Source organism: Micromonospora sp. NPDC002717 (genome assembly GCF_040295705.1).
Lineage (GTDB): Bacteria > Actinomycetota > Actinomycetes > Mycobacteriales > Micromonosporaceae > Micromonospora.
In genome coordinates this window covers 265,634-279,328 of the sequence record NZ_JBEOVW010000003.1, presented here as the reverse complement: position 1 = coordinate 279,328, position 13,695 = coordinate 265,634, and the positions used below count along the sequence as shown (strand labels likewise).

Annotated in this window: 12 protein-coding genes and 1 pseudogene; 5 read left to right on the top strand and 8 right to left on the bottom strand. The window is 70.7% G+C overall.

The window, feature by feature from the left end; all coding sequences use genetic code 11:
• Together ABT006_RS07710 and ABT006_RS07705 are read right to left on the bottom strand one after the other, a co-directional pair.
• A pseudogene (locus tag ABT006_RS07710) lies at window positions 1-295 on the bottom strand (hypothetical protein); the annotation flags it as partial.
• Window positions 296-315: 20 nt separating this feature from the next.
• Window positions 316-618: a CD225/dispanin family protein gene (locus ABT006_RS07705; protein ID WP_350703985.1), complete on the bottom strand. Its 303-nt coding sequence runs from the start codon at window positions 616-618 to the stop codon at window positions 316-318.
• A gap of 182 nt (window positions 619-800) precedes the next feature.
• On the opposite strand from ABT006_RS07705, the gene purN reads away from it, so the two are divergent.
• Both purN and purH read left to right on the top strand, forming a co-directional pair.
• On the top strand, window positions 801-1,421 hold the full coding sequence (gene purN / locus ABT006_RS07700; RefSeq protein WP_350703983.1) for a phosphoribosylglycinamide formyltransferase: 621 nt from the start codon (window positions 801-803) through the stop codon (window positions 1,419-1,421).
• Window positions 1,418-2,989 carry a bifunctional phosphoribosylaminoimidazolecarboxamide formyltransferase/IMP cyclohydrolase gene (gene purH, locus ABT006_RS07695; RefSeq protein ID WP_350703981.1) on the top strand — a complete coding sequence of 524 codons (1,572 nt, stop codon included), beginning with the start codon at window positions 1,418-1,420 and terminating at the stop codon, window positions 2,987-2,989. The genes purN and purH overlap by 4 nt, the downstream gene beginning before the upstream one ends.
• Before the next feature lie 148 nt (window positions 2,990-3,137).
• On the opposite strand, the gene ABT006_RS07690 is transcribed toward purH, so the two are convergent.
• The 5 genes from ABT006_RS07690 to ABT006_RS07670 form a co-directional block, all read right to left on the bottom strand.
• A complete protein-coding gene (locus ABT006_RS07690; protein ID WP_350703979.1) occupies window positions 3,138-4,166 on the bottom strand; it encodes an ABC transporter ATP-binding protein in 1,029 nt (342 codons plus the stop codon).
• Window positions 4,150-5,187 (bottom strand): ABC transporter ATP-binding protein, encoded by a 1,038-nt coding sequence (locus ABT006_RS07685; protein WP_350703977.1) that lies wholly within the window; start codon window positions 5,185-5,187, stop codon window positions 4,150-4,152. Before ABT006_RS07685 ends, ABT006_RS07690 begins: the two co-directional genes overlap by 17 nt.
• A gap of 113 nt (window positions 5,188-5,300) precedes the next feature.
• Complete coding sequence (locus tag ABT006_RS07680; protein ID WP_350703975.1) at window positions 5,301-6,257, bottom strand: ABC transporter permease; 957 nt, start codon at window positions 6,255-6,257, stop codon at window positions 5,301-5,303.
• Entirely contained in the window at window positions 6,250-7,188 is a 939-nt protein-coding gene (locus ABT006_RS07675) for an ABC transporter permease (RefSeq protein WP_350703973.1), read from the bottom strand. The genes ABT006_RS07680 and ABT006_RS07675 overlap by 8 nt, the downstream gene beginning before the upstream one ends.
• A gap of 85 nt (window positions 7,189-7,273) precedes the next feature.
• The gene (locus ABT006_RS07670) at window positions 7,274-8,878 is read right to left on the bottom strand and encodes a peptide ABC transporter substrate-binding protein (RefSeq protein ID WP_350703971.1); all 1,605 of its coding nucleotides are present in this window, start codon (window positions 8,876-8,878) and stop codon (window positions 7,274-7,276) included.
• A gap of 429 nt (window positions 8,879-9,307) precedes the next feature.
• Here ABT006_RS07670 and ABT006_RS07665 point away from each other — a divergent pair, with 429 nt between their 5' ends.
• Both ABT006_RS07665 and mdh read left to right on the top strand, forming a co-directional pair.
• Window positions 9,308-10,168, top strand: a complete 861-nt coding sequence (locus ABT006_RS07665) for a bifunctional methylenetetrahydrofolate dehydrogenase/methenyltetrahydrofolate cyclohydrolase (RefSeq protein WP_350703969.1) — start codon at window positions 9,308-9,310, stop codon at window positions 10,166-10,168.
• 171 nt (window positions 10,169-10,339) lie between these two features.
• Window positions 10,340-11,290: a malate dehydrogenase gene (gene mdh / locus ABT006_RS07660; protein ID WP_350703967.1), complete on the top strand. Its 951-nt coding sequence runs from the start codon at window positions 10,340-10,342 to the stop codon at window positions 11,288-11,290.
• A 59-nt stretch (window positions 11,291-11,349) separates the two neighbouring features.
• Here the strand turns inward: mdh and ABT006_RS07655 are convergent, their stop codons facing one another.
• Entirely contained in the window at window positions 11,350-12,156 is an 807-nt protein-coding gene (locus ABT006_RS07655) for an MBL fold metallo-hydrolase (protein ID WP_350703965.1), read from the bottom strand.
• A 135-nt stretch (window positions 12,157-12,291) separates the two neighbouring features.
• On the opposite strand from ABT006_RS07655, the gene ABT006_RS07650 reads away from it, so the two are divergent.
• Window positions 12,292-13,509 (top strand): NADP-dependent isocitrate dehydrogenase, encoded by a 1,218-nt coding sequence (locus tag ABT006_RS07650; RefSeq protein ID WP_350703963.1) that lies wholly within the window; start codon window positions 12,292-12,294, stop codon window positions 13,507-13,509.
• The last annotated feature ends 186 nt before the right edge of the window (window positions 13,510-13,695 follow it).

Genomic DNA, 13,695 nt, shown 5'->3' with positions numbered 1-13,695 from the left:
GCGGCTGCCCGTACGGCTGGCCGGAGGTCGGCGGCTGCCCGTACGGCTGGCCGGAGGTCGGCGGCTGCCCGTACGGCTGGCCGGAGGTCGGCGGCTGCCCGTACGGCTGGCCGGAGGTCGGCGGCTGACCGTAGGGGTTCTGCGGTGCGGCGTACGGGTCGTTCGGCTGCCCGGAAATGGGCTGCTGACCGTACGGCGCCGCCGGCGGCGGGGCGTACGGGTCGTGGTGCGGCGCGGTCGGGTCCTGGTGCGGCTGCTGACCGTAGGGATCCTGACCGGGGTAACCGGGCTGCATGCGAACTCCTCGCAGTTCTGTCAGTAGGAGCTGGCCGAGCTGCCGCCGCCAGCCAATCCGGCGAGGCCACCGAGCAGGCAGCACACCAGAACGATCACGTACCAGCTGATGCCGACGATCAGCGCCCACTTGGACCACTTCTTCGACTCGGCCGCCGCGGCCTGGGCCCCGGCGTAGTCGCCCTGCTGCAGCAGGGTGTTCACCTTCGAGGCGTTGATGATGGCCGGGATGGCCAGCGGCCAGAAGAGGAAGATGGCGACGATCGACATCGCCATGTTGTTGTTGACCGGCGGTTGCTGCTGCGGCTGGTATCCGGGCTGCATTTCGGCGTACTCCTCATTCCACTCGACACCTCTGGGGTGCCGGATCACTGACGGGTGCGGGCCGGACGCGTGCGCCGGTCCCGAGCGACCGGCAGCGTACCCGGTTCTGCCCGATCACGTCGTCGGTGAATGTCGCGCTGCCCAGCGGATGGAACCGTCGGCCTGCCCGATAGGCTGGTCAGGTGACCGAGCCCGCGTCCGCCGCCCGCATCGTCGTCCTCGTCTCCGGCTCCGGCTCCAACCTCCAGGCCCTGCTCGACGCCTGTGCCGATCCGGCGTACGGAGCCCGGGTGGTCGCCGTCGGGGCCGACCGCGACGGCATCGCCGGGCTGGAGCGGGCCGCCGCGGCGGGTGTGCCGACCTTCGTCGAGCGGGTCGCCGACCACCCCACCCGCGAGGACTGGGACGCCGCGTTGACCGCCCGCGTCGCCGAGCACCGGCCCGACCTGGTCATCTCCGCCGGTTTCCTCAAGCTGGTCGGCCCGCGCTTCCTGGCCGCCTTCGGCGACCGCTACCTGAACACGCACAACACGCTGCTGCCGGCGTTCCCCGGCATCCACGGTCCGCGCGACGCCCTCGCCTACGGCGTGAAGGTCACCGGGGCGACGTTGTTCTTCGTCGACGCCGGCATGGACACCGGCCCGATCGTCGCGCAGGTCGCCGTGCCGGTGCGCGACGACGACGACGTGGAGACGCTCACCGAGCGCATCAAGGACGCCGAGCGGCACCAGCTCGTCGAGCAGGTGGGCCGCCTGGTCCGCGAAGGTTGGACGATCACCGGAAGAAAGGTCACGGTTCCGTGAGTTCCACTCAGGACGAACGCCGCCCGATCAGGCGGGCGCTGGTCAGCGTCTACGACAAGACCGGCCTGGTCGAGCTGGCCCGGGCGCTGCACGCGGCCGGGGTGGAGATCGTCTCGACCGGCAGCACGGCCTCGACCATCGCCGAAGCCGGAGTGCCGGTGACCCCGGTGGAGGCGGTGACCGGCTTCCCGGAGATCCTCGACGGCCGGGTCAAGACGCTGCACCCGAAGGTGCACGGCGGGCTCCTCGCCGACCTGCGTAAGGACTCGCACGCCGCCCAGCTCGACGAGCACGGCATCGCGGGGATCGACCTGCTGGTCTCCAACCTCTACCCGTTCCAGGCCACGGTCGCCTCCGGCGCGGGCGTCGAGGAGTGCGTCGAGCAGATCGACATCGGCGGGCCGGCGATGGTCCGGGCGGCCGCCAAGAACCACGCCTCGGTCGCCGTGGTGACCGATCCGGCCGCGTACCCGGCCCTGCTCGCCGCGCTCGACGAGGGCGGCTTCACCCTGGCCCAGCGCCGCGTGCTGGCCGCCCAGGCGTTCGCGGTCATCGCCGAGTACGACGTGGCGGTGGCCGAGTGGTGCGCCGCCGTGCTGGCGCCCGAGCAGGACGGCTGGCCGGGCTTCGCCGGGCTGTCGCTGCGCCGCTCGGCGGTGCTGCGCTACGGCGAGAACCCGCACCAGGCGGCGGCCCTCTACGTCGACCCGTCCAGCCCCGCCGGGCTCGCCCAGGCGGAGCAGCTGCACGGCAAGGAGATGTCGTACAACAACTACGTCGACGCGGACGCCGCGTGGCGGGCGGCCAACGACTTCGCCGACCAGCCGGCGGTGGCGATCATCAAGCACGCCAACCCGTGCGGCATCGCCGTCGGCGTCGACGTGGCCGACGCGCACCGCAAGGCGCACGCCTGCGACCCGGTGTCCGCGTACGGCGGGGTGATCGCGGTCAACCGGCCGGTCTCGGTCGAGCTGGCCCGGCAGGTCTCGGAGATCTTCACCGAGGTGCTGGTGGCGCCCGGTTTCGACGAGGGCGCCGTGGAGGTGCTCCAGGGCAAGAAGAACATCCGGCTGCTGCGCGCGCCGGCCTTCGGCCCGCTGCCGGCCGAGTGGCGGCAGGTCACCGGGGGCGTGCTGGTGCAGATGGCGGACCGGATCGACGCCGACGGTGACGACCCGGCCAACTGGCGGCTGGCCGCGGGCGAGGCGGCCGACGAGGCGACCCTGCGTGACCTGGCCTTCGCCTGGCGGGCGGTGCGCGCGGTGAAGAGCAACGCGATCCTGCTGGCGAAGGACGGGGCGACCGTCGGCGTCGGGATGGGCCAGGTCAACCGGGTCGACTCGGCGCAGCTCGCGGTCAGCCGGGCCGGGGCGGAACGCGCCCGCGGCGCGGTCTGCGCCTCCGACGCGTTCTTCCCGTTCGCCGACGGTCCGAAGATCCTCATCGACGCGGGCGTCCGCGCGATCGTCCAGCCGGGCGGCTCGATCCGCGACGAGGAGGTGATCGCCGCCGCCAAGCAGGCCGGCGTCACCATGTACTTCACCGCCACCCGCCACTTCTTCCACTGACCACCCTTCCCAGCCCTCTACCTCCTCGCCCCTCGCTTCTCAGCGATCTTGCACTTGTGCCCCGGCATACGGGACGAATCGCGCGATCCGCGGGCACAAAGTGCAAGATCGCGGGCGCGGGCGCGGGCGCGGGCGCGGGCGCGGTGGGTCAGGGGGTGGGGCGGAGTTCGGCGAAGTGGCACGCCGAGGGGTGCGGGTCCGCCGCGCGGAGCACCGTGTGCGGCTCCTCGCGGGCGCAGACCTCCTGGGCCTTCCAGCAGCGGGTGCGGAAGTGGCAGCCGCTCGGCGGGTCGGCCGGGCTCGGCACGTCGCCGGTGAGCCGGATCATGGTGCGCTGGTCGCGGGCGTCCGGGTCCGGCACCGGCACCGCCGACAGCAACGCCTGGGTGTACGGGTGGGTGGCCCGCTCGTAGATCTCGTCCTCGGTGCCGATCTCCACGATCTTTCCGAGGTACATCACGGCGACCCGGTCGGAGATGTGCCGGACCACCGACAGGTCGTGGGCGATGAAGATGTACGACAGGCCGAACTCGTCCTGAAGCTGCTCCAGCAGGTTGATCACCTGCGCCTGGATCGACACGTCGAGCGCGGAGACGGGCTCGTCGCAGACGATGATCTCGGGCCGCAGGGCGAGCGCCCGGGCGATGCCGATGCGCTGCCGCTGACCGCCGGAGAACTGGTGCGGGTACCGGTTGATGTGCTCCGGGTTGAGGCCGACCACGTCGAGCAGTTCCTGCACCCGCTGCCGACGGCTGCCCTTCGGCGCCGCGTCGGGGTGGATCTCGAACGGCTCACCGATGATGTCGCCGACCGTCATCCGTGGATTCAGCGAAGTGTACGGGTCCTGCATGACCATCTGCATGTTGCGCCGCAACCGGCGCAGCTCGGCGCCGGAGGCCTTGAACAGGTCCCGGCCCTCCAGGGTGGCCCGGCCCGCGGTCGGCGTCTCCAGCCGCATCAGCAGCCGGGCCAGGGTGGACTTGCCGCAGCCGGACTCGCCGACCACGCCGAGGGTCTCGCCTCGTCGCAGCTCGAAGCTGACCCCGTCGACGGCCTTGACCGCGCCGACCTGCTTCTGGAACAACACGCCCTGGCGGATCGGGAAGTGCTTGACGAGGTTGTCGACGGCGAGGATCGTCTCGCCCCGGACCTTGGTCGGGCTAGCGGGCGCTGTCATCACGGACCTCCTGCGCGAAGTGGCACGCGCTGGTCCGGCCGTCGCCGAGGACCAGGTCGTGCGGCACCACGTCCACGCAGACCTGCTGCACGTACGGGCACCGGGGGTGGAAGGGGCAGCCGGACGGGATCCGCATCAGGTTGGGCGGCAGCCCCTTGATGGTGGAGAGCTGCTGACCCCGCACGTCCATCCGCGGAATCGACTCCAGCAGCCCTTTCGTGTACGGGTGGGCCGGCGCCCGGTACAGCGAGCGGACGTCGGCGTGCTCGACGATCCGGCCGGCGTACATGACGGCGATCCGGTCCGCGACGCCGGCGACCACGCCGAGGTCGTGGGTGATCAGGATCATCGCCATGTCGAGATCGCGGCGCAGGTCGGCCAGCAGGTCCATGATCTGGGCCTGCACGGTGACGTCCAGCGCCGTGGTCGGCTCGTCGGCGATCAGCACCTTCGGGTTCATGGCCAGCGCCATCGCGATCATGACGCGCTGGCGCATGCCGCCGGAGAACTGGTGCGGGTAGTCCCCGAGCCGGTTGGCGGCGGCCGGGATCTTCACCAGGTCCATCAGCTCGACGGCCCGCCGACGGGCGTCCGCCCTGGACATGCCCTCGCGCTGGCGCAGCGTCTCGCCGATCTGCCAACCCACCGGGAAGACGGGGTTCAGCGCGGAGAGGGCGTCCTGGAAGATCATCGCGATCTCCTTGCCCCGCACCTGCCGGCGCTGCTCCTCCGACAGCTTCAGCAGGTCCCGACCCTGGTAGAGGATCTGACCAGAGCGGATCAGCGCCGGGGGAGTGTCGAGGATGCCCATGATCGCCTGCGCGGTGACCGACTTGCCGGAGCCGGATTCGCCGAGCACGGCGAGCGTCTCGCCGGGGTCGAGGTGGTACGAGACCCCGTTGATCACCTTGGCCACGCCCTCGCCGGTGCGGAACTCGACGTGCAGGTCCCGTACGTCCAGCAGGTGCCCGCCCTCGGGCGTCGGGGAGGCCGGCGTCGGCCGGACGGCGGACTGGCTCACGGTGCCTGCCTTTCGTTCGCGACTGCGGGGCTCGCTGCGCTCACTCCTCGCGCTCGCACGGGTGCCTGCCTTTCGTTCGCGACTGCGGGGCTCGCTGCGTTCGTTCGCATCCGTCACCGCAGCTTCGGGTCGAACGCGTCGCGGATCGCGTCGCCGAGCATGATGAACGCCAGCACGGTCAGCGCGAGGAACGTCGAGGGGACGACCAGCGGCGTGGCCGACTCCCGCATGTGCACCCGGCCGGCGTCGATGTCGATGCCCCAGGAGATCGTCGGCGCCTTCAGGCCGATGCCGAGGAAGGAGAGCGTCGCCTCGGCGGCGATGAACGAGCCGAGCGCGATGGTCAGCACCACGATCGCCGGGGCGAGCGCGTTCGGCAGGATGTGCCGCAGCATGATCCGGCCGTCGCCGGCGCCGAGCATCCGGGCCGCCGCCACGTAGTCCTGCTCCTTCGCGGTGATCACCGAGGAGCGGACGACGCGGGCGGCGGTGGTCCAGCCGAGGATCGCCAGCACGAAGATCACCGCGCCGATCCGGACCGCGGAGCTGTCGCTGTTCACCCGCTTCAGCAGCACGATCGCGGCGAGCAGCAGCGGGATGCCGAGCACGATGTCGATCACCCGGGAGAGCACCGCGTCGACCCAGCGGCCGAAGTAGCCGGCAACCATCCCGACGACGAGCGCGATCAGGCCGGTGAGCAGCGCGGAGAGGGCGCCGACCAGCAGCGACGCGCGGGCGCCGTACACCGCCCGGGAGTACGTGTCGCAGCCCTGGAAGTCGTACCCGAAGATCGCCCCGCCGGACGGGCCGGCGTGCTGGCGGGCCAGCACGCAGTCGCGGGGGTCGTTCGAAGTGAACAGGCCGGGGACGGCGGCCATGGCGGCGACCAGCACCACCAGGGCGAGGCTGACCCAGAAGATCGGGTTGCGGCGCAGGTCGCGCCAGGCGTCGCCGGCCAGGCTGCGCGGCTTCTGCGGTACGCCCGCCTGCCCCGGCGCGCCCGGCTCGCCCGACGGCCCCCGCCGCGCGGCCTGGTTCTCCGAAGCGGCGACAGTCTCGAAGTCACTCATAGCGGATCCTCGGGTCGAGTACGGCGTACAGGACGTCCACCACCAGGTTGGAGACGAGGTAGACCACGACGAGCACGCTGACGATGCCCACCACCAGCGGGCCGTCCTCGGTGCGGATGCCGCGGAAGAGGTTGAAGCCGACACCGGGGATGTTGAACACGCCCTCGGTGATGATCGCGCCGCTCATCAGGTTGCCCAGTTCGACGCCGAGGAAGGTGACCACCGGGATGAGCGAGTTGCGCAGCACGTGGACGCTGACGATGCGCCGCTTGGCCAGTCCCTTGGAGCGGGCGGTCCGGACGTAGTCGGCGCGCAGGTTCTCCGCCACCGAGGTCCGGGTCAGCCGCAGCGCGGTGGCCAGCGAGAGGGAGCCGAGCACGATGCCGGGCAGCAGCAGCGCGTACAGGTCGGGGTCGGCGCCGGCGGTGGGCGGGAAGAGCTGCCACTTGACGCCGAGGAGGTACTGGGCGAGGGGGGCGAGCACGATCGTGGGGATGCCGAGCACCAGCAGGGTCAGCAGCAGCGTCGAGTTGTCGAAGATGCTGGCCCGCCGGATGCCGGCGAGGACGCCCGCGGTGACCCCGAAGACGATGGTGACGGCCATGGCGATCAGCGCCAGCTTGACCGTGACGGGCCAGGCGGCGGCGAGGATGTCGCCGATCGAGCGCCCGGTCAGCGACTGCCCGAGGTCGCCCTGCAGGAGGTTCTTGATGTAGTCGAAGTAGCGGTAGAAGAAGCCGCCGACCCCGGTCTGGTCGAGGTGGAACTTCTCCGTCAGGTATGCCCGCTGCGCGGCCGTGACCGGGCGCTCCCCGGCCAGCGCCTGGATGGGGTCGCCCTGGCCGGCGAACATCAGCGCGTAGACGATCAGCGTGGTTCCGAAGAACGCGAGGACCATCTGGAGCAGACGCCTCAGGATGAAGCGGAACATACTTGGCAGTCTCTCTGAAAAAGGGTGAAGAGGATGGCGGGTCGGGCCACCGTCCGCCGGTGACCCGACCCGTCGTGCCGCGCTGTTACTTGACGGCCTCGATCTTCAGCAGGTCGACCCGGTCGAAGAGGTCCATCTCCACGTTCTTGACCTTGGTCGAGTGGCCGAAGTTGTTCTGGCCGTACCGCAGCGGGATGACCGGCAGGTCCTTGGCCAGCAGGTCCTCCGCCGCCTGGTACTTCTTGACCGCCTCGTCCTCGTTCGCGGCGCTGGCGCCCTCGGCGAGCAGCTTGTCGAACGCCGGGTTGCTGTAGCCGTAGTAGTTCGACGAGCCGTTGCTGCTGTACAGCGGGCCCAGGTAGTTCTCCATGGACGGGTAGTCCATGACCCAGCCCATCCGGAACAGGCCGACCGGCTGCTTGGCCTTGAGCTTGGTCAGCAGGTCCGCGAACTTCGGCTCGGCGTTGCCCACGCAGTCCACGCCCAGGTTGGCCTTGAGCTGGTTGCAGGTCGCGTCGATCCAGTCCTTGTGGCCGCCGTCGCCGTTGTAGGACAGCTCGATCTTCGCCGGGCCGCCCGCGGCCTGGTACAGCGCCTTGGCCTTGGCCGGGTCGAACTCGCCGGCCTCGCCGATGGTGTTGTCGCGGTAGCCCGCGACGACCGGCGAGACGAACGAGCGGGCGGGCTGCTGCGAGTCCTTGAAGATCGACTTGGTGATCTCGTCCCGGTCGATCGCCATCGAGATGGCCTTGCGCACGTCCGGGTTGCTGAATTCCTTCTGGAACGTCGGGAACGCCAGCACCTGGAGCGACGAGGCCGGGCTCTGCTTGAACCGGTCACCGAGGTCGGTGCCGGCCGTCGACAGGTTCTCGGTCGGGATGGTCTTGATGACGTCCAGGTTGTCCGACAGCACGTCCGCGTACGCGGCGGTCGGCTGCTGGTAGATCCGGAACTCGACGCCGGCCACCTTCGGCTTCTCGCCGGGGAAGGCGTCGTACTTCTCGACCTCGACCTTGGCGTCGTGCTGCCAGGTCCCCTTCATCTTGAACGGGCCCTGGCCCACCGGCGCCTGCTCGTAACCCTCGGCCAGCACGCCGGGCGCGGAGAACGCGGCCTTCGGCATCGGGTAGAAGGCGGTGTAGCCGAGCATGGTCTTGAACTCGCTGTACGGCTCGGAGAGCGTGACGGTGAAGGTCAGGTCGTCGACCTTCTTCAGGCCGGTCAGCGTCCTGGCCTTCGGCGTCTCGCCCTGCAGGTCCTCGTAGCCGGCGATCTTCTCGAAGAAGTAGCTCGAGTTCTGCCCGTTCGGCGCGTAGGCGCCGTAGTTCCAGGCGTCGAGGTAGTTGTCGGCGGTGACCTTCTCGCCGTTGTGGAAGGTGTAGCCGTCCTTGAGCTTGACCGTCCAGGTCGTGTTGTCCTCGGACGTCACCGACTCGGCCGCCACCTCGTACGGCTTGTTGGCCTCGTCGTAGTCGACCAGCGGGCTGAACAGGGCGCTGAGCACCTGCGAGCCGCTCGTCTCGTTGGTGTTGGTCGGCACCAGGTGCTGCGGCTCGGCGATCTCGATCCGCACGGCCGCGTCGGGGTTGCTCTCGCCGGATCCGCCGTCGCCGCCCGAGCCGCAGGCCACCAGGCCCAGGGTCACCGCGAGCGGGAGGGCGGTCCAGGTAGCGAGCCTGCGCACGCGCATGTAGCCTCCTCGTCTCCTCACGCTGCGCAGTCAGGCCCGGCGCTGGGTTTACGCTGCGCAACGTTGGGCAACGGTAGGTCGCGGGTTGGCGTTCGGCAACGAGCGCGTTGCGAAGCGATAACGGGGCCGGACTCGGGGTCTTGCGGTGGCCAAGTTCTCCTGCTATAGCCGTCGGGTCGACAAATGCCGCCTCACCTGCGGACCGTCGTGATGGCGGTGGCCGTCGCCGCCGCCTCTCAACCTTCCCGCGCTGTTCCGTCCCCGCTGTCCGGCACCGTCCCCGCCGCAGCCGCCGCGTCCGGATCCGGCTGTGACCGGACCCACGCGTGTTAACTCACAGTGATGAAATGCACGTCACTCTTCGTGATCGGATGGCTGGCTGACGCAGGTCGTCGGATCACCGGGCTTCGACCGTGAGACGATCTGGGCGTGACGGCGACGCTTCTGGACGGCAAGGCGACCGCGGCCGAGATCAAGGACGAGCTGCGGACGCGGGTCAAGGCACTGGCGGAACGCGGCATCACCCCCGGGCTGGGCACCGTCCTGGTCGGCGCCGACCCCGGGTCCCAGGCGTACGTCAACGGCAAGCACCGCGACTGCGCCGAGGTGGGCATCGCCTCGATCCGCCGGGAGCTGCCGGCCGACGCCACCCAGGAGCAGGTCGACGCGGTGCTCGCCGAGCTCAACGCCGACCCGGCCTGCCACGGCTACATCGTCCAGCTGCCGCTGCCGGGTCACCTCGACACCCAGCGGGTGCTGGAGCTGATCGACCCCGACAAGGACGCCGACGGCCTGCACCCGGTCAACCTCGGCCGGCTCGTCCTCGGCTACGAGGGCCCGCTGCCCTGCACCCCGCGCGGCATCGTCGAGCTGCTCCGCCGGCACGACGTGGCGCTGCGCGGGGCGAAGGTCGCCGTGGTCGGCCGGGGCAACACGGTCGGCCGCCCGCTCGGCCTGCTGCTGACCCGGCGCAGCGAGAACGCCACCGTGACGCTGTGCCACACCGGCACCCTCGACCTCGCCGCGCACACCCGCGCCGCCGACATCGTCATCGTGGCCGCCGGGGTGCCGGGCCTGCTCACCGCCGACATGGTCACGCCGGGCGCGGTGGTGGTCGACGTGGGCATCACCCGGGTGATCGGCCCGGACGGCAAGGGCCGCTACACCGGTGACGTCGCCCCGGAGACGGCCGAGGTGGCCGGCAAGCTGGTGCCGATGCCGGGCGGCGTCGGCCCGATGACCCGCGCGATGCTGCTGACCAACGTCGTCGAGCGCGCCGAACGCGACTGAGGTGCGGGGCATGGCCCCCAGGTGGAAGAGGGCCCTTCCCGACACCTCGGTGTGTGCCGGAGCCCGCTTGCACCGCCCATCGGGGGCATAACCGTCCGCCCCTGACCGGATCGGTGCCAGGATGACTGATACGGTCCGGAAAACCGACTGGTAGCAGGGAGTGGGACGACCATGGGTAAGAAGGTCACTGTCGTCGGGGCCGGCTTCTACGGCTCCACCACCGCGCAGCGCCTGGCCGAGTACGACGTCTTCGACACCGTCGTGATCACCGACATCGTGGAGGGCAAGCCCGCGGGTCTCGCCCTGGACCTCAACCAGTCGCGCGCGGTCGAGGGCTTCGAGACCAAGGTCGTCGGCGTGACCACGGGCCCGAACGGTGAGGGCTACGAGGCGATCGAGGGCTCGGACGTCGTGGTGATCACCGCCGGCCTGCCGCGCAAGCCGGGCATGAGCCGGATGGACCTGCTGGAGACGAACGCGAAGATCGTCCGCCAGGTCTCCGAGAACGTCGCCAAGTACGCCCCGAACGCCGTCGTCATCGTCGTGTCCAACCCGCTGGACGAGATGACCGCGCTGGCCCAGCTCGCCACCCAGTTCCCGAAGAACCGGGTGCTCGGCCAGGCCGGCATGCTGGACACCGCCCGGTTCACCAACTTCGTCGCCGAGGCGCTGAGCGTACCGGTGAAGTCGGTGAAGACCCTGACCCTCGGCTCGCACGGCGACACGATGGTGCCGGTGCCGTCGAAGAGCACGGTGAACGGCAAGCCGCTGCGCGACGCGATGCCGGCCGAGCAGATCGAGGAGCTGGTCGTCAAGACCCGCAACGGCGGCGCCGAGGTGGTCGCGCTGCTCAAGACCGGCTCGGCGTACTACGCCCCGTCCGCCGCCGCCGCCCGGATGGCCAAGGCCGTCGCGGAGGACTCCGGCGAGGTCATGCCGGTCTGCGCCTGGGTCGACGGCGAGTACGGCATCTCCGGCGTCTACCTGGGCGTCGAGGCGGAGATCGGGGCCGAGGGCGTCAAGCGGGTCGTCGAGACCGACCTGGACGCCGACGAGCTGGCCAGCCTGAAGGAGGCCGCCGAGGCCGTCCGCGCCAAGCAGGCCGACGTCGCCAACATGTGATCCGTCACCCGACGAGGGGGCACGCCGGTCCGCCGGCGTGCCCCCTCGTCGTCGCGCCCCTACAACGCCACGAACGCCTCGCCGAGGTGCGGGGTGGCGAGCACCGCGGGGCCGCGCGCGGCCAGGTCGCGCAGCAGCGCCATCCGCGATGCGCGCGCCGCCGCGGCGTCCTCCTCGTGGGCGTACGCCAGCTCCGGATCGACCAGTTGCACGGCGTGCACCAGCAGGTCGCCGGTGACCAGCAGCCGCTCGTCGCCGACCTCCAGCAGCACCGACTGGTGCCCGGGCGTGTGCCCCGGCGTCGGCAGCAGTCGTACCGTCGGATCGAGCCGCACCTCGCCGTCGACCACCCGGAGCTGGCCGGCGGCGCGCAACGGCGCGACCAGCCCGGCCGGCAGCCCGGGGTTGATGCTCTCCACGGCGGCCAGCTCGGCCCGTTGGAGCACGTAGTCGGCGTTCGGGAAATACGGCGTGGCCGGCGTGCCCGTGACCGCCCAGCCGACGTGGTCGGTGTGCAGGTGGGTGAGCACCACCGTGCGCACGTCGGACGGGTCGATGCCGGCGGCGGCGAGCTCGCCCGGCAGCCGCCCGGGCACCGGCGCCCAACTCGACGCGGGGGCGCCGGCCGGGCCGATCCCGGCGTCGACCAGGGTCACCGGGCCGTCCCCGGCGCGGATCGCGAAGCTGCGGAACGGCAGCCACCACCGCCCGTCGGCGGTCACCGTGGCCGGGTCCCGCCGGTCGGCCGCGCGCCAGTGTTCGGGCGTGGCGTCCGGGAACGCCTCGGCGCGGGGCTGGAAGAACGGCCCCTCGCCGTCGGTGAGCGCGGTGACCGTGATAGACCCGAGGGTGCGGCGCGGTGGCATCGGGCGATGGTGCCAGCGCGGTCCCGTGCCGTGCTACCCCGTTTGCGGCCGACCGAGGCCGGCTGGGGACTGCCGGCCAGTTTCCAGTACGCTCGTACTGCTTGAGCACGAGTCCCCCGAGAGGAGCGCCGGCCGATGGCGAAGATCAAGGTAAACAACCCGGTCGTGGAGCTCGACGGCGACGAGATGACCCGGATCATCTGGAAGCAGATCCGGGAGCAGCTGATCCTGCCCTACCTCGACGTCGACCTGCACTACTACGACCTGTCGATTCAGTACCGCGACGAGACCGACGACCAGGTCACCGTGGACGCCGCCAACGCCATCAAGCAGCACGGCGTCGGCGTCAAGTGCGCGACCATCACCCCCGACGAGGCCCGGGTCGAGGAGTTCGGCCTGAAGAAGATGTGGCGGTCGCCGAACGGCACCATCCGCAACATCCTCGGCGGCGTCGTCTTCCGCGAGCCGATCATCATGTCCAACGTGCCGCGGCTGGTCCCCGGCTGGACCAAGCCGATCATCATCGGCCGGCACGCCCACGGCGACCAGTACAAGGCCACCGACTTCGTCGTCCCCGGCCCGGGCACGGTGACCATCACCTACACCCCGACCGACGGCTCCGCGCCGGTGGAGATGGAGGTCGCCAACTTCCCCGGCGGCGGCGTCGCCATGGGCATGTACAACTTCGACGAGTCGATCCGGGACTTCGCCCGCGCCTCGATGCGCTACGGCCTGGACCGCGGCTACCCGGTCTACCTGTCGACGAAGAACACCATCCTCAAGGCGTACGACGGCCGGTTCAAGGACATCTTCGCCGAGGTGTTCGAGAACGAGTTCAAGGCCGAGTTCGAGGCCGCCGGCATCAGCTACGAGCACCGGCTGATCGACGACATGGTCGCCGCCGCGCTGAAGTGGGAGGGCGGCTTCGTCTGGGCCTGCAAGAACTACGACGGTGACGTGCAGTCCGACACCGTCGCGCAGGGCTTCGGCTCGCTGGGCCTGATGACGTCGGTGCTGATGACCCCGGACGGCCGTACGGTCGAGGCCGAGGCCGCGCACGGCACCGTCACCCGGCACTACCGGCAGTACCAGAAGGGCGAGAAGACCTCGACCAACCCGATCGCCTCCATCTACGCCTGGACCCGGGGCCTGGCCCACCGGGGCAAGCTGGACGGCACCCCGGCGGTCACCGAGTTCGCCAACACCCTGGAGCAGGTCATCATCGACACCGTCGAGGGCGGCCAGATGACCAAGGACCTCGCGCTGCTCATCTCGCGGGACGCCCCGTGGCTGACCACCGACGAGTTCATGAACGCCCTGGACGAGAACCTGGCGCGCAAGCTCTCCGCCTGATCTCCTCCGCCACACCGACCGAGCCCGCCGGCCCCGCCGGCGGGCTCCGTCGTCTCCGCCCCGGGCGAGTTTCGTGGCCCGCGCGGCGTGTTGCGGGCTGACACGCGGAGCGCGTCACTCCGTCCGGCGCGCCTCGTTGACCAGGGTGGACGAGATGCCAGTCGCGTCCAGGAAGGTTGACCGCGG

Coding starts and splice junctions, on each gene's coding strand:
- ABT006_RS07705 (WP_350703985.1), bottom strand. CDS start 618: ATGCAGCCCGGATACCAGCCGCAGCAGCAACCGCCGGTCAACAACAAC.
- ABT006_RS07655 (WP_350703965.1), bottom strand. CDS start 12,156: ATGCCACCGCGCCGCACCCTCGGGTCTATCACGGTCACCGCGCTCACC.
- ABT006_RS07675 (WP_350703973.1), bottom strand. CDS start 7,188: ATGTTCCGCTTCATCCTGAGGCGTCTGCTCCAGATGGTCCTCGCGTTC.
- ABT006_RS07670 (WP_350703971.1), bottom strand. CDS start 8,878: ATGCGCGTGCGCAGGCTCGCTACCTGGACCGCCCTCCCGCTCGCGGTG.
- ABT006_RS07680 (WP_350703975.1), bottom strand. CDS start 6,257: ATGAGTGACTTCGAGACTGTCGCCGCTTCGGAGAACCAGGCCGCGCGG.
- ABT006_RS07690 (WP_350703979.1), bottom strand. CDS start 4,166: ATGACAGCGCCCGCTAGCCCGACCAAGGTCCGGGGCGAGACGATCCTC.
- mdh (WP_350703967.1), top strand. CDS start 10,340: ATGGGTAAGAAGGTCACTGTCGTCGGGGCCGGCTTCTACGGCTCCACC.
- ABT006_RS07650 (WP_350703963.1), top strand. CDS start 12,292: ATGGCGAAGATCAAGGTAAACAACCCGGTCGTGGAGCTCGACGGCGAC.